A 21,276-nucleotide genomic window follows, 5' to 3' on the forward strand; every position below is an offset into this window, starting at 1 on the left:
GGCGCTCAGGCCCCGGTGCCGAGCTGTTCGCGGAGGAACGCGATGTCCGCGCCCTGACCGGTCACGCCGCCGGGGGTCTCCACGATGACCGGGGCGTCGGCCGCCCGGATCACCGCCACCAGCAGTTCCGGGTCGATGACGCCGCCGTCGAGGTTGTCGTGCCGGTCCTGCCCGGAGTTGAACCCGCCCTTGGAGTTGTTGGCGTGCACCAGGTCGATCCGCCCGGTGATCGCCTTGACCCGGTCGACCAGGTCGAGCAACTCCTCGCCGCCGGCGTAGGCGTGACAGGTGTCGAGGCAGAAGCCCACCTCGTAGTCACCGAGGGCGTCCCAGAGCCGGGCCAGCGCGTCGAGCCGTCGGGCACACGCGTTGTCGCCGCCGGCGGTGTTCTCGATCAGGACCGGGACGGGAAAGCCACCGGAGTCGGCCGCGTACGCGAAGGTCTTGCGCCAGTTGTCGAACCCGACCGCGAGGTCGTCGCCGGCGTTGACGTGCCCGCCGTGCACGATCAGCCCTCGGGCGTCGAGCTGCGCGGCCGCGGTGGCGTGGCCGAGCAGCAGCTTGCGGCTGGGGATGCGGATCCGGTTGTTCAGGGTGGCCACGTTGATCACGTACGGGGCGTGGACGTAGAGGTCCACGTCGGCGGCGCGCAGCCGGTCGGCGTCCTCCCGGGGTTTCGGGGCCTTCCAGCCCTGCGGGTCGGAGAGGAAGAACTGCACCGCCTCGGCGGCGCGGTCGGCCGCCTCCGCCAGCGGGTCGGCCTGGTCGACGTGGGCTCCGATACGCATGCAGGCGAGCCTACGTCCCGCCTCCGACGACGGCGGGGTGCCGGTCGCGGGCAAGTCGCGCCGTCCGCGCCCGCACGCCCGCGTCACCCGCCGGCCCCGGCGGTCGTTGAACGCAGTGGAACAGCAGGTCGGCTTCGCGGCACGACGAGCGTTACGGACGAGCGTTACGGATGGCCGGCAGCGCCCCGGAACATTCCGCGCGGTAGCACCGGGCCCTCTGTGGAGTTGCCGCACGGGTCGTGTCGCCAAGCAGTGAATCCCGGACTAATAGTTTGAATCCGGCTATACCGTGACGATCGCCGTTGTACGGTCGGACAACAACATGATGAAGCTCCGCGGGGTGTCCTCGATCCAACCTCATCGGTGTGGTCGTTCCTCCCCAGGTCCCACCCAAGGAATGCGGACGGGACGCCCCGCGGCCTCGTGGACAGGGTCCGCCGCCGGCCTTCGGGTGTCGCGGCGGGCCCTGTCACCCGTTCCCGGCCTGCCGGGTCGACCTGCGCGGGCATGATCGTCGTGACCGGGTATCCTGGTCCGGTTGTCCGCGTCCGGTCGGGTTCCCCCGACACCGGGCGGGCACGACGCACGACCTCCTGCCACGGAAGGACCGTGGCCGCCTAGCCCACAGGAGGTGAGCACGTCTTGCGTCATTACGAAGTAATGGTGATCCTCGACTCCAGCCTCGAGGAACGCACCGTCGCACCCTCGCTCGACACGTACCTGAACGTGATCCGGACCGCGGGTGGCTCGGTCGAGAAGACCGACGTGTGGGGCCGCCGGCGCCTCGCGTACGAGATCAACAAGAAGGCCGAGGGCATCTACGCCGTCATCGACCTTCAGGCGACGCCGGAGGCGGTGGCCGAACTCGACCGCCAGCTGCGGCTCAACGAGTCCGTGCTGCGCACCAAGGTCATCCGGCCGGAGATGCGCTAAGCATTCAACCCCGGTTCGCCCGGATCAGCCTCATCGGTGATGTCGGAGGGTTCTGAGAGCCTGTACGACGCAACGATGAGTGCGCGAGGAGATGGTCATGGCAGGAGACACCACCATCACGGTCATCGGCAATCTGACCGATGACCCCGAGTTGCGGTTCACCCCGTCGGGTGCGGCGGTCGCCAAGTTCCGGGTCGCTTCGACGCCCCGGTTCATGGACAAGACCACCAATGAATGGAAGGACGGCGAGCCGCTCTTCCTGGCCTGCACGGTGTGGCGGCAGGCGGCGGAGCACGTCGCCGAGTCGCTCCAGCGGGGCGCCCGCGTGATCGTCTCGGGCCGGCTGCGTCAGCGGTCGTACGAGACCCGCGAGGGTGAGAAGCGCACAGTCATCGAGCTCGAGGTCGACGAGATCGGCCCGTCTCTGCGCTACGCCACGGCGAAGGTGCAGAAGATGTCGCGTTCCGGTGGCGGCGGCGGTGGCTTCGGTTCCGGTGGCGGTGGCAATCAGGGTGGCGGCGGAGGCAACTTCGACGACCCCTGGGCCTCTGCTGCTCCGGCCCCCTCTTCGCGCGGTGGTTCGGGCGCCAATTTTGATGAGGAGCCACCGTTCTAATGGCGCCGAGCGCCCGCGATCGCAAACCAGGAGCACGTGCAACGGCCAAGGCTGCGGCACTGCGCAAGCCCAAGAAGAAGGTGAACCCGCTCGACAAGGACGGGATCACCTATATCGATTACAAGGACACCGCACTGCTGCGTAAGTTCATCTCCGACCGCGGCAAGATCCGCGCTCGGCGGGTGACCGGGGTCACCTCGCAGCAGCAGCGGCAGATCGCCCGTGCGGTCAAGAACGCCCGTGAGATGGCGCTTCTGCCGTACACCGCCACGGCCCGCTGAGAGGAGGCACCGACATGAAGATCATCCTGACCCAGGAAGTTTCCGGTCTCGGTGCCCCCGGCGACATCGTCGAGGTCAAGAACGGCTACGGCCGTAACTACCTGCTGCCGCAGGGCTTCGCGATCAGCTGGACCAAGGGTGCGGAGAAGCAGGTCACGGTCATCAAGCGGGCCCGTTCGGCCCGTGAGATCCGCGACCTGGGCCACGCCACCGAGGTCAAGGACCAGCTCGAGGGTCTGAAGGTCAGCCTGAAGGTCCGCGCCGGCGACGGTGGTCGGCTCTTCGGCTCGGTCACCCCGGCCGAGGTCGTCGACGCCGTCAAGGCGGCCGGCGGCCCGACCCTCGACCGTCGTCGGCTGGAACTGCCCGGTCACATCAAGTCGACCGGCTCCTACCCGGTGCGGGTCAAGCTGCACCCCGAGGTGGCCGCCAAGTTCGACCTCAACGTCGTCCAGGGCTGACACCGCAGCACAGCAACACCCGAAACGGCCCGTACCGGCACCCGGTGCGGGCCGTTTCGCGCTGGCCACCGGAGCCGTCGAGCGCTGCGGCCGTCACCGTGCAGCCGTCACGTGCAGGCCGTCAGCGCATTGGCCGTCGGGGTGGCATCGTGCACGGGTGCCCCTGCGCCACGCGGCCGGCACCGGGAGGGGCACCGCGGACCGGTCAGCCGATCGGCTGACCGGTGACCGCACTGATCATCACGGTGGACAGGCCACCACCGACCACCGCCGCCGCCACCGCCACCGTCGCCGACCGCCAGGTCGTCCCGACCCGGCGCAGCAGCACCGCCACCACCAGGCTGCTCAGCAACGCCAGACCGAACCGGGGCGCGCCCGCGACCAGGGAACCGAAGGCATGCGCCCGGGGCGGTTCGCACCCGCCCCCGCTGATGTCGGTGACACAGCCGGCCGGTGGCTGACCGTCAAGGGTCAGCAGCCAGAGAAACACCAGCACCGCCGGCACCAGGTAACACGCGGCGGTGTAGACCAACGGGCGCAGTGGACCACCCGGGTCCGGGTCGAGCAGGTCGTCCTCCAGGCGACGGTTCCACGACCCGCCGCCCACCGACCCGATGCGGTCCCGCAGCGAAGACGCCGCCACCGCCCGGCCGGATACCGGCTCGGCCCGACGCCGGGGAGCGGCCCGTGGCCTCGGCGCCGTGTAACCCACCACCGGGGAGCGGGGCGCCGAGGTCGGCGGGTCCATCCAGCGGGGATCGTCACCGGCCAACCGGGTGCCGGACCAGAACCCCTCCGGCTGCTCACCCCACGGCCAGCCCTCGCCCGTCATCGGCTGCGCCGACCGGGGCGGTACCGACCGCTCCCATCGGCCGCCCTCGCCACGGTCCTTCTCGCTGCGGTCCCGGCGGTCGAAGCCGCCCCGGTCCCACGGGCCGATGTCGTCCTGGGTCAGGCGGTCCACGCCGCCGGTATCCCGGCGGCCCACCTCGTCGCGATCCGCGGTCACCGGGCCCCACCGGCCGACGTCCGTCCGGTCCCACTGCCCGGTGTCGGTGAACCGGTCCCACTGGCCGGTGTCGTCGCTCTGCTCCCACCGGGACGCCCCGCTGGGACGGTCCCACCGTTCGCCGGCGGTCGGGCTCTGCCAGGTGTGCAGGCCGGAGGCGTCCCACGGGTCCACCGCAGGCCGGTACTCCGGCTCCGGCTCGGCGAGACGGCTCCACGGGTCGGTCGCCGGACGACTCTCCGGGCCGGTCAGCGGACGGGCCCACGACTCGTCGGTGTTACGTCGCCGACGGCGGGGCGGCTGCTCGGGCACCGCCTCCACGGGCAGGTCGGAGTCGTCACCGCCGGACCAGATCACCTCCGGACGACGGGACGGGGACCGGCGCGGGCGGGCCGTCGGGGCGGCCCCGGAGACCGGCTCACCCTCGTCGGAGTCCGCCCGCCGGCTGCCGACGTACCCCTGATCCTGGGGGCGATCGAAGGTCCACTCCCGGGTGTGGTCGGACTCGGGGGCAGCCCCGATCGCCCGGGTTTCCCGACGCTCACTCTCCCGCCGCCGCCTGGCCGCACGCCGGCCCACCCCGGAGACCGGGCGGGCGTCGTCGTCCTCATCGTCCGGGGCGGCGTGCCGACCCCGGCCGTCGGCATGCGCGATCCCCGACTCGACCGCCCAGCGGGGCAGGTAGGCGTCGACGGGCTCCTGCTGGCCACGCTCGACCGCCCGGCGGCGACTCGGCGTGCGGTAGCGGTCCGTCGAGGAGTACGAAGCTGACGGGACCGGGTCGCCGAGGTCGTCCCACGGGGCGGTCGGCTGACGCTCGCGCGGGCTGCCCTCCCCGCGCTCCCAGTCCCGGTAACTCACGGCCGGAGCGTGACCCTTCTCAACCGAAAGTGCAATCCGCTGTCCAGGTGTAGCCGTTTCGCAGAGATAGTACGGGACGACCGACCCAAGAGCCTTACCGGAAATTTTTTGTCCACAGGGTGTGGATAGTGAAACACCAGGTCAGGTGCCTGTGACCCAAAAAACCTCCACAGTTTTCCACAGGCTGTGCACACGCTGCGCACATGGTTGTCCACCCGCATCCACAGGTTGTCCCGAGGCTCGTCCACCGCGTCGGTTGAGGGGCTGAGCTCGGGGTCCGTATCGTGGGGCACCGACCGGTCGCGCGATGGCCCCCGATCGACCCGGCCGGTCAGGTCGGGAGGTGTCGCACCGCCGCCGTACTGCCGTAACCAGCTCAGACGTCGTGGAGGGGGAACCGTGTCGGTCACCGACGACATGCGGGCGGAGCCCCGGGTCGCGGGGCAGTCGTCCGCCCCGCCGCCCCGCGACGGTCAGTTCGACAAGACCCCACCCCAGGACGTCGCCGCCGAGCAGTGCGTCCTCGGCGGCATGCTGCTCTCCAAGGACGCCATCGCCGACGTCGTCGAGATCCTCAAGTCCACCGACTTCTACCGGCCTGTCCACGCCACCATCTTCGACGCCATCCTCGACATCTACGGTCGGGGCGAACCGGCCGACGGGATCACGGTCGCGGCGGCCCTGGCCGACTCCGGTGACCTCGCCCGGGTCGGCGGCGCCCCCTACCTGCACACCTGCATGGCGGCCGTGCCGACGGCGGCGAACGCCTCCTACTACGCCCGCATCGTGGGCGAACGCGCGGTGCTGCGCCGGCTGGTCGAGGCGGGCACCCGGATCGTCCAGCTCGGCTACGGCACCGCCGCCGGCGGCAGCCGGGACGTCGACGACGTCGTCGACCTGGCCCAGCAGGCGGTCTACGAGATCACCGAACGGCGGGTCAGCGAGGACTTCGCGGTGCTCGCCGACATGCTCCAGCCCACCCTGGACGAGATCGAGGCGGTCGGCGCGCAGGGCGGCGTGATGACCGGCGTGCCGACCGGCTTCACCGACCTGGACCGGCTGCTCAACGGCCTGCACCCCGGGCAGCTCATCATCGTGGCCGGCCGGCCCGGTCTCGGCAAGGCGCTCGCGCTGGACACGCCGCTGCCCACCCCGCACGGCTGGACCACCATGGGTGAGGTAGAGGTCGGCGACCGGTTGCTCGCCGCGGACGGTACGCCGACCACGATCACCGCCGCCTTCGACGTGCTGAACGGCCGGCCCTGCTACGAGGTCGAGTTCTCGGACGGCAGCGTGATCGTCGCCGACGCCGAGCACCTGTGGCAGACCACCACCCGGGCGCGGACCCTCGAACCGGCCGGCGCGGAAGCCGGCGGAACGGGTCGGATCCCCGCCGACGCGCGACACGACGGCGTGGTCACCACCGCGCAGATCGCGGCGACGCTGCGTACCGGCCCGCACCATGCCGTCGTCAACTGTGCCCCCCTGCAACTACCCGAGCGGGAGTTGCCGATTCCGCCGTACGGCCTGGGTGGCTGGCTCGGCGACGGCCAGCCCGACGCGGGCCCTCTCACCGGGTCCCTCCTCGCGGCCCTCCGCCACCTCGGGGTCTCTCCGGTCAAGCACATCCCCCGGGAATACCTGCGTGCCTCCGAGGCACAGCGTCGGGCGCTTCTCGCCGGGCTGCTGGACGCCGCTGGCACAGTCGGCCCCACCGGCGACCTCCGGTACACCTCGACCTCGGGTCGGCTGGCCGGGGACGTCCGGGAACTCGTGGTGAGTCTCGGCTACCGCTGCACGCTCAGCGAGCGGGCGCTACCCGGTCGTACCAAGGGGTCGTCCGTGGCGTACACGATCAGCTTCTCCGCTCCGGACGTCTTGTTCCGGCAGGAGCGCAAGGCGTCCGCGCACGCTGCCCGCCGACGGACCGGTACGGACGGACGGCCAGGCGTCAGGTACGTGGTGGATGTCCGGCCGGTGGCCAGCGTGCCGGTCCGTTGTGTGACAGTGGACAATCCGGAGCACCTCTACCTGGCCGGTCGGTCGATGATCCCGACCCACAACAGCACGGCCAGCATGGACTTCGCCCGCAATGCCGCAATCCGCGCCAATCAGGCCGCCGCCATCTTCTCGCTGGAGATGAGCAAGGTCGAGATCGTCATGCGGCTCCTCTCGGCCGAGGCGCGGGTCCCACTGCACGTGCTGCGCAGCGGCCAGCTCTCCGACGACGACTGGACCAAGTTGGCCCGCTGCATGGGGGAGATCAGCGAGGCACCCCTCTTCGTGGACGACACCCCGAGCATGAACCTGATGGAGATCCGGGCGAAGGCCCGCCGGCTCAAGCAGAAGCACGACCTGAAGATGATCGTGGTCGACTACCTCCAGCTGATGACCTCGCCGAAGCGTACCGAGAGCCGTCAGCAGGAGGTCGCGGACCTGTCCCGTGGGCTGAAGCTGCTGGCCAAGGAGGTCGAGTGCCCGGTGATCGCGGTCAGTCAGCTGAACCGTGGCCCCGAGCAACGCACCGACAAGCGCCCGCAATTGTCCGATCTGCGCGAATCCGGGTCTATTGAGCAAGATGCCGATGTTGTTATACTTTTGCATCGCGACGATTACTATGACAAGGAATCGCCGCGCGCCGGGGAGGCGGATTTCATAATTGCCAAGCACAGGAATGGCCCGACCGATAGCATAACGGTCGCAGCGCAGCTCCATCTCTCTCGGTTCGTAGATATGGCCATCGGGTGAGCGGGCTTGAGACGCGATTAACCACTGAGCGGCGGAGCGACTGACGATCACGCCTGCGCAGATGGACCGGGCGGTACTCACTGGGCGGATCGGACGACGTCGGATCGGGCCGGGCGAGGAAACGCCCGACCCGATCACCGACGGGTTCGCTCAGCCGAACATCTCGTCGAGGAAGCCCTTGTGCTTCTTGCGCTTGTAGTGGCCGTGGTAGCCGTGGTGCTGCTGCGGATGCCCGTACCCACCGTGGGTGCCGTACGCGGGCTGCTGCGGGTAGCCCGGCGGGGGCGGGGGCGGCGGTACGGCACCGTAGCCCGGCTGGTGACTCGGGGCGGGCGGCGGCGGAGGCGGCGGGTAGCCGCCAGGCGTCTGGACGTGCTGCTGACCAGGGACGGACCCCGGTTGACCGGGTGCGGGTGCGGGTGCGCCGCGCTGCTGGTTCCAGTTCGCCTCGGCCTCGAACAGCTTCTCGAGTTCGCCGCGGTCCAGGAAGATCCCCCGGCACTCGCCGCACTGGTCGATGACGACTCCGCTGCGCTCGTACTGGCGCATATCTCCACGACACTTGGGACAGGTGAGCTGCATCGTTCGACGGTACCCGGTCGGCGCAGCATTCAGGCGGTGGCGATCAGCGCCTCGGTCACTTCGTCGTCGTCGACCTCGTGGAAGTCGTCGTAGTAGGCGCTGACCGCCCCGAAGTCGGCGGGGTGCTGGGCGCAGACCACCTCGTCCGCCTCGGCGGCCAGCATCTCGTAGGCATCCTGCGCGCCGACCGGCACCGCGACGACGACCCGTCGGGCACCGAGCTGGCGGGCCACCTGTACGGCGGCGCGGGCGGTGGCGCCGGTGGCCAGGCCGTCGTCGACGATCAGGGCGGTCCGTCCGGTCAGGTCGAGCGGGGGGCGACCGGTGCGGTAGCGAGCCTCCCGGCGGTCCAGTTCGGCCTGCTCGCGGCGTTGCACGTCGATGCCGTCGGCCGGGTCGAGTCGGGCGGTGACCTGGTCGTTGAGGACCCGGACGCCCCCGGGGCCGAGGGCGCCGAAGGCCACCTCGGGGGCCCAGGGCAGGCCGAGCTTGCGGACCACCAGCACGTCGAGCGGTGCGCCGAGCCGGTCGGCGACCACCCGGGCCACCGGGACGCCGCCGCGTACCAGGCCCAGCACGACGACGTCGGGTTGGCCGACCAGCGCGGTGAGTCGGGCGGCGAGTTGCCGGCCGGCGTCGGCGCGATCGCGGTAGCTGCTCATGCTCTCAGGTCTACGCCCTGCGGGCGGGGCGCGCCGGGGACTCGGCGGAACCGGTGCCGCAGAGGCGGCCAGGGCGGGGGCCCAGACCAGCAGGGCGAGCGGATAGAGCAGGTAACCGAAGCGGGTGGTGGGCATCAACCCGATCGCGGCGAGCAGGCCGTACCCGCAGATCAGTGCGGTGGTGGTGGCGCTGTGCGGCGGGCGGCGGACGAGCCGGACGGCGATCGCGGCACCGACGGCGACGAGCAGTGTGGCGGCGACGAACCGGCCACCGGGCAGGGCGGTGGCGATCAGGTGGCCGGGGAACGGTGACTGGGCGGGGCTGGTGACCTGGCCGTGGCCGAGCGGGAAGCGGAGCACGTTCTCCACCAGCGCGTCCCGGTCGACCAGCAGGGCGGGGAGCAGGGCGAGCGCGGGTAGGCCGAGCGCGCCGGCGGCGACCCGCAGCCCCGCCCGCCGGGTCGTCCCCCAGAAGATCAGGACCAGCGCGACCGGCCAGGCGAAGAGCTTCAAGGCGCCGGCCAACCCGACCGCGACCCCGGCCGGGCCGGGTCGGCCGCCGGCGGCGAGGGCCAACGCCAACAGGCAGAGCGCGAGTACGGGCAGGTCGTCGCCGCCGGTGGCGAGGGTGAGCGCGCAGATCGGCAGGACGGTTGCCGCCTGTACGCCGCGCAGCACCGCCGGGGCCTCGGCCCACCGGCCGGTCGGGCGGGTGCGGCGGCGTAGCGCACCCACGGCGAGCGTGAGGGCCACTGCGGTGACCAGGGCGAACCAGATGCGGGAGTCGGTCCACCAGGTGTCGACGACGGCCCGGGGCAGCCCGAACAACGCCATCCCCGGCTGGTAGGGGGTGTAGCCGAGCAGCCGTTCGTCGGCAGGCAGCGCGGCGATGGCGTCCGGGCCGAGGTAGGGGGTGCCGTGCTCGGCGAGCCGGCTGCCGGCGTGTTCGACCACCACCACCTCCTCCTGGGCCCGGTCGGTGCGCCCGGCTGCCCGCTGCCCGGCCTGGAGGATCAGGGGAAGCAGGGCGGTGGTGACCCAGGTGAGGCCGGTGACCATCGCGCGGGCGGTGGTGCCGGCCAGCCCCGGGTGCCGGCGTCGGGTGAGGAGTTGGGCGGCGACCAGGAGGGTCGCGGCGAGGTAGCCGACGGCGGCGACGTCCCCCCAGGCCCGGTGCGGTGCCAGGGTGGAGGTGGCTGCGGTGACGGCGGCGAAGGCGGCGGAGACCGCGTAGAGGCCGAGGTCGAGGGCGAGCCCACCGGCGGCCGTGTCGACGGCCCGCCAGCTGCGGGCGGCTCGGTCGGCAGCGGTCACGCCGGCAAGTGTGGCAGACCCGTCGGACGGTTCCGGGCGGGCTGCCGGCGACCGGGGGTGCTGAGTCGGATGACCGCGCCGGTGTCGTGCAGTGGGGTGGCGAGGGTGCCGGGTCGGCCGCCGGATCCGCGCTGGAGGGCGGCGAGGAGCGCGCCGGCCGGCAGTGGGCGGGCGAAGAGGTGTCCCTGGCCGGCGGCGCAGCCCAGGGACCACAGGGCCCGTCGTTGGGGTTCGCTCTCCACGCCTTCGGCGACGACCTTCAGGTCGAGGCTGCGGCCGAGGTCGAGGGTGGAGCGGATGACGGCCGCCGCCTCCGCGGAGCTCTCCATCGCGGTGACGAAGCTGCGGTCGATCTTCAGCTCGTGGACCGGGATGCGGGAGAGCAGGGAGAGCGAGGAGTAACCGGTGCCGAAGTCGTCCAGGGCGAGCCGGATGCCGGAGTCGCGCAGTCGGCTGAGCACCCGGTCGACCACGTCGAGCTGGCTGAGGGTGAGCGTCTCGGTGAGTTCCAGGACCAGCCGGTCGGGGGGGAAGTCGTGGGCCTGGAGGCGGGCCAGCACCGCGCCGGGGAACCGGGCGTCGAGCAGGCTGCGGGGGGAGACGTTGACCGAGACCGGCAGGTCGAAGCCGGCGGTCCGCCAGGTGACGGCGGCGACGAGTGCCTGGTCGAGGATCGCCTCGGCGAACGCGGGGAGCATGCCGGAGCGTTCCACCGCCTCGATGAAGCGCAGCGGGTCGATCACCCCGTGCCGGGGGTGGTGCCAGCGGGCCAGCGCCTCGGCGCCGGTCACCGCGCCGCTGCCGAGGTCGACGATCGGCTGGAAGTTGACGGTGAACTCGTGGTCGGCGACCGCGCGGGGCAGTTCCCCGCCGAGGGTGAGCCGGCGCAGGTCGGCGGTGTCCCGGGCCGGCGCGTAGGTGGCGATCCGCTGACCTGCCCGTTTGGCCTGGTACATGGCGACGTCGGCGCGGCGCAGCAGCTCCGGTACGCCGCCGCTGGCGGGGGCCGCCGCGATGCCGCCGCTGGCCTCCACGCTGATCCGCATGCCGTCCACGTCGAGCGGCTCGTGCAGCGCGCCGAGCAGGGTCTCGGCCCGGTGGGCGGCGATGGCGGGGGCGGGCAGCGCGCGCATCAGCACGGCGAACTCGTCGCCGCCGAGGCGGGCGACCAGGTCCTCGTCGCGGGCGGCGGCGCGCAGTCGGTCGGCGACCTGGATGAGCACCTGGTCGCCGGCGGCGTGGCCGAGGGTGTCGTTGACCTCCTTGAAGTGGTTGAGGTCGATCAGGACGAGCGCGGTCACCCCCTCGGCGTGCCGGGCGTTGAGCTGCTCGGTGCCCCGGTCGAGCAGTTGTCGGCGGTTGGCCAGGCCGGTGAGTGCGTCGTGGCTGGCGGCGTGGGCGTGTTCCTTGGCCGCCCGGGCCAGTTCGGCGTAGGCCTGGGCGTTGCGGACGGCGGTGCACAGGGCGGAGGCGAAGGTGCGCAGGGTGTACTGCTCGCGTTCGTTGAGTCGGACCGGGCCGCGGAACCGTAACCGCAGCATTCCGACGTCGGCCGTCCGGTCGTGGCCTTCGAGGCGGGCGGGCAGGACGGTGCCCTCGATGTCGCTCGGTGTGCCGGAAGGGCCGTCGTAGGTGATGGTGCCGCTGGTGCCCCGTACGGTGCGACAGGCGTCGCGCAGCTCGATCTCGACCTCGTCGGCGGAGAAGAGTTCGGTGGCCCGGGTGACGGCGGTGGTGAGGACCTCGTCCAGGTCGACCACGTTGAGCGCGTCGGTGGTGCGGGCGAGGCGCTGCCAGGCCTGCTGCTCGGTCCGGGACTTGACCTGGTTGGAGTAGAGCAGGTGGAGGCTGAGCACCAGGGGTGGCACGGCCAGCAGCAGCCGTGGGTCGGCCTGGAGGATGGCCAGGGTGACGGCGATGAGGACGAACCGGGCCAGCGCGCTGGTCAGCCGGAGGCCGAGGTCGTCGGCGAAGAGCCGGGGCAGGGGGGTGCCGGTGGCCATGGCGATGACCGGCAGGGTGAGTAGCTCGTCGAGGACCACCGCGACGACGTAGGCGATCCCGATCATGCCGATGGCGTTTCCGAGGTCGGTGTCCTGTGGTGACCAGCCGAGGCCGTGCAGGGCGACACCGCCGGCGGCGGCCAGCAACATGCTCTTGGCGATGCCGAAGGCGGTTTTCAGGGGCGACCGTTTCAGGGACAGCAGGGCGATCGCGACGCCGGTGCCGGTGGTCAGGACGACCAGGGGCGCCGGGGCGACGGCCAGGCCGAGGACGATCGCCGTCTCGCTCCAGGAGACCGCGTGGACCGTTGCCCGGATGCGGATCTGCCAGTTGATCCGGACGCCGAGTGCGGCCATGAAGGCCAGCGCGACGGACCGGGTGAGGTCGTCGCCGGTGAGGTCGAGGCGGACCAGTTGGTAGAGGGCGACGACCGCTGCTGCGAGGGCCACCACGCAGACGAGGCCGACGTGCAGCGTCAGCTGCCGCTCGGCCTCCGTCTTGCCTTCGTCCGGTCGTGCCATCGTGTCCTCGACAACCACTCCGTGTCGCTGAGCAGAGGCCAAGGCTACGTGGGGTCACGCCGCCACCACAATCGTCTACAGCCACTCGTGTGCGGACATCGCGTTCGCCCTCCCCTGCTCGGTGCGCCGACCTTCCGGTCGGGATCTGACAGGGGACAGCCTAAGGGCGGTTAGGCCGATTTTGGAGGTATAAATGTAACTATGAGCGATAGATGAGAATTGGGCGGAGGTTGGTGACTTTCCGTTTCCACGGGGAAACGGAGTGCTGAGTGCCCCCGCCGGTTCTGGTTAACGCTAGATAATGGTGCAGCGACCTGGTTTGCGGCATCGGGTGAGGGGTGCCGGTTGCGGTTCCTCCGAGTTGGACGGCGCGCGAGTGCGACGGATCACCCGATTGCGGAACGCAGCGTAGTCGTGTCGGCGCGGTGGTGCCACCGTTGTCGAAGTGGCCCCGGTAGCGATTCGCGGTCGCGGTGCGACGTAGGGTTTCCCCGTGGTGACGTTCCCGTGTCGGGTCGCGGATGCGATGGCGTGTTTCCCGCTCTCCCGGCGGTCGGAGAACCTATTAGTGGCGGCCGATCAAATCGACGATGAACTATCGATCACGAATCATCCCGCACGACGTCGAGGCACTTGTTCCCCATCGGCCGGTGCGATCCTCCCGAACCGGACGTACGCCCCGGGCCGGCTCTGGCCGTTAGGCTCGTGAAGTGATCGATCCCGTGCAGCTCAGCCACGTCGATGCCGCGGGTGCGGCCCGCATGGTCGACGTCTCCGCCAAACCGGTGTCCGGCCGGGCCGCCGTGGCCGCCGGTCGCCTGCGCACCACCGCCGAGGTGGTGGAGCTGCTGCGCCGCGACGGGCTGCCCAAGGGCGACGCGTTGGCCGTCGGCCGGCTCGCCGGCATCATGGGCGCCAAACGCACCCCGGACCTGATCCCGCTCTGCCACCCGATCGCGCTGCACGGCGTCACCGTCGACCTGCGACTCACCGAGGACACCGTCGAGATCACCGCCACCGCACGCACCGCCGACCGGACCGGGGTGGAGATGGAGGCGCTGACCGCGGTGGCCGTCGCCGGGCTGGCCCTGGTCGACATGGTGAAGGCGGTCGACCCGGCCGCCGCCGTGGACGCGGTCCGGGTGCTGCGTAAGTCCGGTGGCAAGACCGGTGAGTGGGTCCGCCCGCAGGACCGGCCGTGATCCGGGCCCGGGTGGTCGTGGCCTCCAACCGGGCCGCCGCCGGGGTGTACGCCGACACCAGCGGCCCGCTGCTCGTCGCCGGCCTGCGCGAGCTGGGCTGTCAGGTAGACGAACCGGTGGTGGTGCCCGACGGCGAGCCGGTCGCCGAGGCGCTGCGCGCCGCCCACGCCGACCGGGTCGACGTGGTGCTGACCAGCGGCGGCACCGGCATCACCCCCACCGACCGGACGCCGGAGGTGACCCGGGCGCTGCTCGACCACGAGATTCCCGGCATCGCCGAGGCGATCCGCGCCTACAGCCGGGACCGGGTGCCCACGTCGGCGCTGTCCCGGGGGCTGGCCGGCGTGCTGGGCCGGATGCTGGTGGTCAACCTGCCCGGCTCGCGGGGCGGCGCGAAGGACGGGCTGGCCGTGCTCGGGCCGATCCTCGTCCACGCCGTCGACCAGTTGCGCGGCGGCGACCACTGACCGCGTGGCCATCGCGGCGGCGATAGGCTCGCAGCGGTGGACGCGTACCCCCGCGTCCCGTCCGAACGGAGGCCGACCGGTGAGCACGGAAACCGCCGCCGCGGCGCAGGTCGCCACGCCACCGCCGGCCGGCTGGGAAGAGGCCCGCTCCCGGGTGTACGCGGTCGGCCTGGCCGCCGCCCTGCCCACTGTCAACCGGGCACTGGCCGACGCCGACGGGCACACCCTGGCCGAGCCGTTGACCACCCGGACCGACCTGCCCGCCTTCCCCACCTCCAGCGTCGACGGTTGGGCGGTGCGTGGGGCCGGCCCGTGGGACGTCGTGGGGCGGGTGCTGGCGGGGCACGTCCCGGGCGCGTTGACCGCCGACGGCACCACCGTCGAGATCGCCACCGGGGCCATGGTGCCTGCCGGGGCGACCGCCATCCTGCGGATCGAGGATTCGAGCCGTACCCCGGACGGACGGGTGACGGGTACCCCCCGCCCCCACCCGGAGTGGCGCGAGCCGGGTGAGGAGGCGGTGGCCGGTGAGGAGCTGCTGCCGGCCGGCACCCCTGTCGATCCGGCGTTGCTCGGGCTGGCCGCCTCCTGCGGGCAAGACCACCTGCGGGTACGCCGCCAGCCCCGGGCCGCGCTCCTGGTCTTCGGCGACGAGTTGCTCACCGCCGGCCCGCCCGGGTCGGGCCGGGTCCGCGACGCGCTCGGTCCCGCCGTGCCGTCCTGGCTGCGCCGTTACGGCTGCCAGGTGCGCCCCTCCGACGTGGTCGGCCCGGTGGCGGACACCCTGCCCGCCCACGTGGCCGCTCTGCGCGGGGCGCTGGCCGGGGCCGACCTGGTCTGCACCACGGGCGGCACCATGCACGGCCCGGTCGACCACCTGCACCCCGCGTTGGAGGCGCTCGGCGCCGACCACGTGGTCAACACGGTCGCCGTCCGACCCGGCTTTCCGATGCTGCTGGCCCGGCTGGTCGACGCCGACGGGCGGGTGCGTTTCGTCGCCGGGCTGCCCGGCAACCCGCAGTCCGCGATCGTCGCGCTGGTGTCGCTCGTCGCGCCGCTGCTCGCCGGCCTGCAGGGCCGGGCGCTGCCGGCGCTGCCGCAGGCCACCCTCGCCGAGCCGGTACCCGGCCGGGGCGACCACACCCATCTGGCCCTGGTCCGGCTGGACCGGGCCGCCGGGACCGCCCACCCGGTCCGGCACGTCGGGTCGGCGATGCTGCGCGGGCTGGCTGGCGCGGACGGGTTCGCGGTGATCCGGCCCGGCACCTCCGGCGAGGTCGGAGCCCGGGTGCCGGTGGTGCCGCTGCCGTTGCTGCCCGGGGAACGTACGTGGTGACGGCCGGCCCGACGACGGCGTTGCTCACCGTCACCGACCAGCCGCTGGACCTGGCCGCGCACGAGGCGGCGGTCGCCGACCGGCGGGCCGGTGCGGTGGTCTCCTTCCAGGGCGTGGTGCGCGACCACGATCACGGCAGACCGGTCGTCCTGCTGGAGTACGAGGGGCACCCGAGCGCCGTCGAGACGCTGCGCGCGGTGGCCGCAGAGATCGCCGCCGACCCGGACGTCTACGCGGTGGCCGTGTCGCACCGGGTCGGCCGGCTCGACATCGGTGACGTGGCGCTGGTGGCGGCGGTCAGCACGGCGCACCGGGCGGCGGCGTTCGCGGCCTGCGCCCGGCTGGTCGACGAGGTGAAGGCCCGACTGCCGATCTGGAAGCGGCAGGTCTTCGCCGACGGCACCGAGGAGTGGGTCAACTGCCCCTGACCGAGGCGGTGGCGCGGGTCAGCCGGTCGGAATAGAAGGCGGGCTCGGCACCGGGCCGCCACGGCAGGGCGGCGACCAGCACGATCAGCGCCAGCGCGAGCGAGTTCTCCATCAGGGCGCCGAAGAGGCCGTCCTGGTAGTGGGACACCTCGGGGAGCTTGTGCTCGTACGGCCAGATCGGCGAGATGAGGAAGAGCAGGTACAACCCGAGCGCCGCGACCCCGTGCCGGAACCCGGTCAGCGTCGGGTACCAGATCGGCGGGCGCAGCCCACTCACCCCGGGCGGCCCGCCGAACGTCTGCTGGCCGGTACGCACCGACAGCCCCCGGCTCGCCTCGCGGCGGCGTACGGCGGCGTCGGCGAGCACGATGATCGCCGGGATGACCCAGACCAGGTGGTGCGACCAGGAGATCGGGCTGATCACGTTGGCGGTCAGCCCGACCAGGGTGAACGCGGTCAACTCGTCGCCGTCGGCGCGGGCGTTGGCGGCCCGGGACAGCCCGAGGGCCAGGATCAGCACCGAGAACGCCAGCCAGAGCAGGCCGGGCGTCTCGATCGAGTCGTAGAGCCGGGCCAGCAGGCCGGCCAAAGACTGGTTGGGCGTCATGTCGGCGGCCCCGACCCGCTCGGTCTGCCACAGCACCCCGCCGAAGTAGGCCCGCGACTCGGTGCCGACCAGGGCGAAGCTGCCCAGGGTGACGCCGATGGTGGTGCCGACGGCGGTGGCGGCGACCCGCCACTGCCGGGTGATCAGCAGGTAGGCGATGAACAGCGCCGGGGTGAGCTTGACGGCGGTGGCCAGGCCGATGCCCACGCCCGCCCAGGACCCGCTGTAGAGCAGTCGCAGGAACGGGCCGTCGCTGGCTCGCCCGTGGGTGCCCCGCCGGGAGCGCCAGCGCAGACCCACCAGGTCGGCCATGATCAATGCGAACAGGAGCAGGTTGACCTGCCCGTACCCCAGGGTTTCCCGGACCGGCTCGATGGCCGCGGCCATCGGCGTGGCGATGGCGACCGTGTACCACAGGGGCCAGCGGAGCCGGTCGACGATCGGTCGTAGCAACGCGGCCAGGATCACGGCCAGGGCGGCGATGCTGCCGGCCGCGTTGATCCACCCGGCCGCCTCGATCGGCAGGCGGGCCATCGGCAGCATGGCCAGCGCGGCGAAGGGCGGGTAGGTGAAGCCCAGCGTGGTGGTGGGCGCGATGAACTCGTACAACTCGTGCCCGCTCGCCCACCACACCACCGCGCCGTGGTAGATCTTCATGTCGAAGAAGTTGTACGGCCGCCCGAAAGCACCGATGGCGAGCCATGCGGCATAGGCGACGGCGGCCACGATGCCGGTCCGTACGACTGTCCTACGATCGATCCCACGCGTTGCGCGACGGACTGGGGCGAGGCGGTCCGCACGTCTACCGACGGTCGTCGGCATGGCGTGGCCACCCCCATACCAAGGTCGTCCTACCCGTCCAGGTCCGGTAGGGAGCCTAGAACGGCGCCTCACGTTGCTGCCTCCCGCGTTATCCGACCGTGTCCGATCCCACACCAGTTTTTGACATTTCCACCGCGTTAACGGGTGTCGGGTGGTTCAGGTAATTCGCGGCCTTACGGGGGGTGGTGGCCGAATCGATGCAGGTCAGCCAGGAAGTCGGCGGGCTGCGGCGGCGGACCGGACGGCGATCCGGGCCTCCCGCCGGGCGGTACGCACCGCACGACCGACCGAGCGTCGTGAGTGGCCGATCCGGTGACCGGTCCGCCACCGCAGGCCCGGCTTCCCCTCGGTGTCGGCGGCGGCGAGCAACAGGCCACCGAAGAGCCCGAGGTTCTTCAGGAAGTGGACCTGGTTGTTGTTCCGCGTCGCCGGGTCGTCGTCGTCCCAGAACGAGTGGCCGGCGGCGGTGGTGGGCACCAGCGTGCCGGCGAGGACCAACGCGGCCGGCCGGGTGAACTTTCCGGTGGCCAGCATCAGGCCGGCGGCGAGCTGCACGGCGGCGTTGGCCCGGATCAGCGTCTCGGTGTCGGTCGGAAGCTGCGGCGCGGCCCGCTGGATCAGCGGGGCGACCCGGTCGGTGACCGGCTTGGCCGCCGGCACGAGCCGCTCGGGGTGTTGGAAGTTGCGGGCGCCGCTGACCACGAAGATGCCGCTCAACATGACACGGGCGAGGGAGCGCACGGGTTTCATGGATCAGTCATACCCCGTTTGATGCGCCACTATCCGGGCAACGGCCGATCCGGCCCGGCCCGCGTGTCGATGTCCGGCCGGTCGGCGTGTCGATGGTCCTACCGGCCCGCGTCGCCGGGTCCGGTCCGTGTCGTCCGGCCCCGAGCCGGCCGCCCCTCCGGCGCGGAGCGGCGGACGTGGGCGTCGCGCCACGCCACGCCGAACGGAGCGACAGTCGCGGATGGACCGGTCACGACCGGTAACGTCGCGCGGATGACGACCCTGCGGTTGCGTCCCGAGGGCCCGGCCGACGCCGGTCAGGTGCGTCGGGTGCTGGCTGCCGCCTTCGCCCGTCCCGACCGCACCACCCCCGGTGAGGTCGCACTCGTGGACGAGCTGCGCGGCGGCCCTGCCTGGCTGCCGGAGCTGGCGATGGTCGCCGAGTACGGCGGCGAGGTGGTCGGCTACGCGCTGCTCACCCGGGTCCGGGTCGAGGCCGACCGGGCCCGCGTTCCGGCGTTGGTGCTCGGCCCGGTGGCGGTGGCCCCGCACCGGCAGCGGGTCGGACACGGCACGGCGGTGGTGCAGGCCGCCCTGGAAGCTGCCACCGAGCTGGGCGAACGGCTGGTGGTGGTGCTCGGCGACCCGGCGTACTACAGGCGTTTCGGCTTTGCCCGGGCGGACCGGATGGGGTTGGTCAGCCCCTGGTCCGGGTTGGGGGAGCCGTGGCAGGCGCTGGTCCTGCCGCCGGAGACCAGCGACGCGCCACCGCCCCCGCGCGGCGAGGTGGTCTTCCCTCCACCCTGGTCCCGGGTCTGACCCGACCTGACCGGTGGTTCGGACCGGCGGTCGACCGGCGTCAGCCCACCCGACCGGCGTCAGCCCACCCTGGGCGGTCAGGCTGGCTGGGTGCGCAGATAGCGGCCGAAGTGCGGGACGGTGAAGGCGACCGTGCCGCGTTCCCCGGAGTAGATCAGCCCCTTCTTGATCAGCGCGTCCCGGGCCGGGGAGAGGCTCGCCGGCTTGCGCCCCAGCGCGCGGGCGATCTCAGCGGTCGGCACCGCGGCGTCCATGTCGTCCCGACCACCGCCGTCGGCCTCCCCCGCCACCTGGGAGAGGGTCGCCATCGCCCGCATGTACTCGCGTTCGGCCGGAGTGGCCCGTTCGAACCGGGAACCGAAGAAGCCGACCGCCAGTTCCGCCTCCGCCTCGGGCGCGGCGACCCGGACGTCCGCGTCGGTGACAGGTGACCGGGGAGCATGGTCCCAGGTCGCCTTCCCGTACGCCTGGACGAAGTACGGATAGCCGCCGGAGGCCTCGTAGAGCAGGTCGAGGGCCTTCTGCTCGTACTCGACCTGCTCCCGCTCGGCCGGCGCGCACAGTGCCCGGTCGGCGGCGATCCGGTCCAGCCGGTCGATCCGCAGATAACGGAACAGCCGCTCGGAGTACGACTTGGCGGCGCTGAGCACCGCCGGCAGGTGCGGCAGACCCGCGCCGACCACGATCAGCGGTGCCCCCAACTGGGACAGCTCGTGGCAGGCGGCGCAGAGCGCCGAGACGTCCTCCGCGCCGAGATCCTGCATCTCGTCGATGAAGACGGCGATGCCGGTGCCCACGTCCCCGGCGATCGCCGCGGCATCGGTGAGCAACTCCACCAGGTCGATCTCGATGTCACCGGAGTCGGCCCGGCCGCTGCTGGCCGGCACGTCGATGCCGGGCTGCCAGCGGTCGCGCAGCCGGGGGGCCGCACCGGCCCGCCCGGTCGTCGGCGCACTGCGCTGCGCGAACGCCTTGAGTACGCCGAGGAAGGCGTCGATCCGGTCCGGGGCGCGGTGCCGGGGGGCCAGCTCGCGGACCGCCATGTGCAGCGCGGCGGCGATCGGTCGGCGCAGCGACTGGTCCGGCCGGGCCTCGATCTTGCCGGTGCCCCAGAGTTGGTTGATCGCCTGTGAGCGCAGCGTGTTCAACAGGACGGTCTTGCCGACGCCACGCAATCCGGTGAGCATCAGGCTGCGTTCCGGGCGGCCCCGGGCGATCCGTTCCAGCACCACGTCGAAGACGTCCAGCTCCCGCCCCCGCCCGGCGAGTTCGGGCGGGCGCTGACCGGCGCCCGGGGCGTACGGGTTGCGGACCGGATCCACGCCTCGCACAGTATCGGGCGCTCTAGCCTGCGGACTAGAGATGCGTAGACGGGGCTACCGGCGTGTTGCCGGCCCGACCCGGCTGCGGCTCTCGATGCGAGTATGGGGCTGTCTAGCATCCACGCTAGACAGCCCCATATTTGCCTGTTCAGCTGCGTTTACGCAGGCAGAGCACGTAGTCGAAGAGGTCCACCGAGTTGTCGTGCACGTAGTTGGCGTTCGACTGCGGTGCCAACGACTTGCACCGGTCCCCGTTGGTGGAGGCCGGAATCCGCAACAGCACCTCGTAGGTGTTCGGACCGCACGGCACCTTGCGCAGGTCGGCATCGCTGGCCGTGCCGTCGTTGACCACGCAGTCACCCTTGGCGATCTGCTCCCCCCGGGTCGGCGTCGAGGTCGGCTCGGCCGTCGTCGGCTCGACGGTCGGCTCGTTCTCAGTCGGCCCGTTCTCGGTCGGCCCGTTCTCGGTCGGCCCGTTCTCGGTCGGCCCGTTCTCGGTCGGCGTGGCGGACACGCTGGTCACGGGTGCCGGGTCGTCGCCGTCATCCGATGCCAGGACGAACCAGCCGGCCACCCCGAGGCATGAGCAGAGCAGCAGGATCACCACCAGTCCGAGGATCAGCGCGATCCGGCCACCCCGGCCCTTTGCCGGTGGCGCTCCCGGGGGCGGGAAACCCGGCGTGGGCTGCCCTGGATATCCCGGCGGCGGCGCGGGCTGCCCCGGGAAGCCGGCCGAGGGTGCGGCCTGGCCCGGATAGCCGGGT

The 21,276-nt window shown here is 72.1% G+C and carries 18 protein-coding genes and 2 pseudogenes; 10 read left to right on the top strand and 10 right to left on the bottom strand.

Features of this window, described 5'->3' with window-relative positions; genetic code table 11:
* Positions 1-5: 5 nt before the first annotated feature.
* Positions 6-788 (bottom strand): deoxyribonuclease IV, encoded by a 783-nt coding sequence (locus OHQ87_RS25085; protein WP_328341748.1) that lies wholly within the window; start codon positions 786-788, stop codon positions 6-8.
* Between the two features lie 642 nt (positions 789-1,430).
* Here OHQ87_RS25085 and rpsF point away from each other — a divergent pair.
* The 4 genes from rpsF (at position 1,431) to rplI (ending at position 3,079) form a co-directional block, all read left to right on the top strand.
* The gene (gene rpsF, locus OHQ87_RS25090; RefSeq protein WP_067301247.1) at positions 1,431-1,721 is read left to right on the top strand and encodes a 30S ribosomal protein S6; all 291 of its coding nucleotides are present in this window, start codon (positions 1,431-1,433) and stop codon (positions 1,719-1,721) included.
* A gap of 79 nt (positions 1,722-1,800) precedes the next feature.
* The gene (locus OHQ87_RS25095) at positions 1,801-2,337 is read left to right on the top strand and encodes a single-stranded DNA-binding protein (protein WP_176739072.1); all 537 of its coding nucleotides are present in this window, start codon (positions 1,801-1,803) and stop codon (positions 2,335-2,337) included.
* Positions 2,337-2,618 carry a 30S ribosomal protein S18 gene (gene rpsR, locus OHQ87_RS25100; RefSeq protein ID WP_328341755.1) on the top strand — a complete coding sequence of 94 codons (282 nt, stop codon included), beginning with the start codon at positions 2,337-2,339 and terminating at the stop codon, positions 2,616-2,618. The genes OHQ87_RS25095 and rpsR overlap by 1 nt, the downstream gene beginning before the upstream one ends.
* A gap of 14 nt (positions 2,619-2,632) precedes the next feature.
* Positions 2,633-3,079, top strand: coding sequence for a 50S ribosomal protein L9 (gene rplI, locus OHQ87_RS25105; RefSeq protein WP_328341757.1), 447 nt, complete (start codon positions 2,633-2,635; stop codon positions 3,077-3,079).
* Between the two features lie 205 nt (positions 3,080-3,284).
* Here the strand turns inward: rplI and OHQ87_RS25110 are convergent, their stop codons facing one another.
* Complete coding sequence (locus tag OHQ87_RS25110; RefSeq protein WP_328341759.1) at positions 3,285-4,949, bottom strand: hypothetical protein; 1,665 nt, start codon at positions 4,947-4,949, stop codon at positions 3,285-3,287.
* Between the two features lie 399 nt (positions 4,950-5,348).
* Between OHQ87_RS25110 and dnaB the strand changes: the two genes are divergently transcribed.
* Positions 5,349-7,697: a replicative DNA helicase gene (gene dnaB, locus OHQ87_RS25115; RefSeq protein WP_442930596.1), complete on the top strand. Its 2,349-nt coding sequence runs from the start codon at positions 5,349-5,351 to the stop codon at positions 7,695-7,697.
* Positions 7,698-7,847: 150 nt separating this feature from the next.
* Here the strand turns inward: dnaB and OHQ87_RS25120 are convergent, their stop codons facing one another.
* From OHQ87_RS25120 to OHQ87_RS25135, 4 genes and pseudogenes are all read right to left on the bottom strand, one after another.
* Positions 7,848-8,279, bottom strand: a complete 432-nt coding sequence (locus OHQ87_RS25120) for a TFIIB-type zinc ribbon-containing protein (protein WP_328341761.1) — start codon at positions 8,277-8,279, stop codon at positions 7,848-7,850.
* A 29-nt stretch (positions 8,280-8,308) separates the two neighbouring features.
* Positions 8,309-8,941, bottom strand: a complete 633-nt coding sequence (locus OHQ87_RS25125; protein ID WP_328348991.1) for a phosphoribosyltransferase — start codon at positions 8,939-8,941, stop codon at positions 8,309-8,311.
* A gap of 66 nt (positions 8,942-9,007) precedes the next feature.
* A pseudogene (locus OHQ87_RS25130) lies at positions 9,008-10,255 on the bottom strand (glycosyltransferase 87 family protein); the annotation flags it as partial.
* Positions 10,252-12,780 carry a putative bifunctional diguanylate cyclase/phosphodiesterase gene (locus OHQ87_RS25135; RefSeq protein WP_328341763.1) on the bottom strand — a complete coding sequence of 843 codons (2,529 nt, stop codon included), beginning with the start codon at positions 12,778-12,780 and terminating at the stop codon, positions 10,252-10,254. The gene OHQ87_RS25135 and the pseudogene OHQ87_RS25130, both read right to left, overlap by 4 nt.
* 710 nt (positions 12,781-13,490) lie before the next feature.
* Between OHQ87_RS25135 and moaC the strand changes: the two genes are divergently transcribed.
* The 4 genes from moaC (at position 13,491) to OHQ87_RS25155 (ending at position 16,213) form a co-directional block, all read left to right on the top strand.
* Positions 13,491-13,982: a cyclic pyranopterin monophosphate synthase MoaC gene (moaC, locus tag OHQ87_RS25140; protein WP_328341765.1), complete on the top strand. Its 492-nt coding sequence runs from the start codon at positions 13,491-13,493 to the stop codon at positions 13,980-13,982.
* On the top strand, positions 13,979-14,449 hold the full coding sequence (locus OHQ87_RS25145) for a MogA/MoaB family molybdenum cofactor biosynthesis protein (protein ID WP_328341768.1): 471 nt from the start codon (positions 13,979-13,981) through the stop codon (positions 14,447-14,449). Before moaC ends, OHQ87_RS25145 begins: the two co-directional genes overlap by 4 nt.
* A 79-nt stretch (positions 14,450-14,528) precedes the next feature.
* Positions 14,529-15,785: a molybdopterin molybdotransferase MoeA gene (locus OHQ87_RS25150; protein ID WP_328341770.1), complete on the top strand. Its 1,257-nt coding sequence runs from the start codon at positions 14,529-14,531 to the stop codon at positions 15,783-15,785.
* A complete protein-coding gene (locus OHQ87_RS25155) occupies positions 15,782-16,213 on the top strand; it encodes a molybdenum cofactor biosynthesis protein MoaE (protein ID WP_328348992.1) in 432 nt (143 codons plus the stop codon). Before OHQ87_RS25150 ends, OHQ87_RS25155 begins: the two co-directional genes overlap by 4 nt.
* Here OHQ87_RS25155 and OHQ87_RS25160 read toward each other — a convergent pair.
* Together OHQ87_RS25160 and OHQ87_RS25165 are read right to left on the bottom strand one after the other, a co-directional pair.
* Positions 16,200-17,642 carry a glycosyltransferase 87 family protein gene (locus OHQ87_RS25160; RefSeq protein ID WP_328341772.1) on the bottom strand — a complete coding sequence of 481 codons (1,443 nt, stop codon included), beginning with the start codon at positions 17,640-17,642 and terminating at the stop codon, positions 16,200-16,202. The genes OHQ87_RS25155 and OHQ87_RS25160 overlap by 14 nt on opposite strands.
* Positions 17,643-17,846: 204 nt before the next feature.
* The gene (locus OHQ87_RS25165; protein ID WP_328341774.1) at positions 17,847-18,392 is read right to left on the bottom strand and encodes a DoxX family protein; all 546 of its coding nucleotides are present in this window, start codon (positions 18,390-18,392) and stop codon (positions 17,847-17,849) included.
* Positions 18,393-18,644: 252 nt separating this feature from the next.
* On the opposite strand from OHQ87_RS25165, the gene OHQ87_RS25170 reads away from it, so the two are divergent.
* Complete coding sequence (locus OHQ87_RS25170) at positions 18,645-19,190, top strand: GNAT family N-acetyltransferase (protein WP_328341776.1); 546 nt, start codon at positions 18,645-18,647, stop codon at positions 19,188-19,190.
* Positions 19,191-19,267: 77 nt separating this feature from the next.
* Here OHQ87_RS25170 and OHQ87_RS25175 read toward each other — a convergent pair whose 3' ends face one another.
* Together OHQ87_RS25175 and OHQ87_RS31460 are read right to left on the bottom strand one after the other, a co-directional pair.
* A complete protein-coding gene (locus OHQ87_RS25175) occupies positions 19,268-20,512 on the bottom strand; it encodes an ATP-binding protein (RefSeq protein ID WP_328341778.1) in 1,245 nt (414 codons plus the stop codon).
* 148 nt (positions 20,513-20,660) lie between these two features.
* Positions 20,661-20,879: pseudogene (locus OHQ87_RS31460) on the bottom strand (LppU/SCO3897 family protein); the annotation flags it as partial.
* Between the last annotated feature and the right edge of the window lie 397 nt (positions 20,880-21,276).

This window comes from Micromonospora sp. NBC_00421, from assembly GCF_036017915.1.
In the GTDB taxonomy this organism is placed as follows: Bacteria; Actinomycetota; Actinomycetes; order Mycobacteriales; family Micromonosporaceae; genus Micromonospora.

What these genes read in the sequence shown, in the direction of transcription:
- OHQ87_RS25085 (WP_328341748.1), bottom strand. Translation starts at nt 788, where the DNA reads ATGCGTATCGGAGCCCACGTCGACCAGGCCGACCCGCTGGCGGAGGCG.
- rpsR (WP_328341755.1), top strand. Translation starts at nt 2,337, where the DNA reads ATGGCGCCGAGCGCCCGCGATCGCAAACCAGGAGCACGTGCAACGGCC.
- rplI (WP_328341757.1), top strand. Translation starts at nt 2,633, where the DNA reads ATGAAGATCATCCTGACCCAGGAAGTTTCCGGTCTCGGTGCCCCCGGC.
- OHQ87_RS25120 (WP_328341761.1), bottom strand. Translation starts at nt 8,279, where the DNA reads ATGCAGCTCACCTGTCCCAAGTGTCGTGGAGATATGCGCCAGTACGAG.
- OHQ87_RS25125 (WP_328348991.1), bottom strand. Translation starts at nt 8,941, where the DNA reads ATGAGCAGCTACCGCGATCGCGCCGACGCCGGCCGGCAACTCGCCGCC.
- OHQ87_RS25135 (WP_328341763.1), bottom strand. Translation starts at nt 12,780, where the DNA reads ATGGCACGACCGGACGAAGGCAAGACGGAGGCCGAGCGGCAGCTGACG.
- OHQ87_RS25160 (WP_328341772.1), bottom strand. Translation starts at nt 17,642, where the DNA reads ATGCCGACGACCGTCGGTAGACGTGCGGACCGCCTCGCCCCAGTCCGT.
- OHQ87_RS25165 (WP_328341774.1), bottom strand. Translation starts at nt 18,392, where the DNA reads ATGAAACCCGTGCGCTCCCTCGCCCGTGTCATGTTGAGCGGCATCTTC.
- OHQ87_RS25170 (WP_328341776.1), top strand. Translation starts at nt 18,645, where the DNA reads ATGACGACCCTGCGGTTGCGTCCCGAGGGCCCGGCCGACGCCGGTCAG.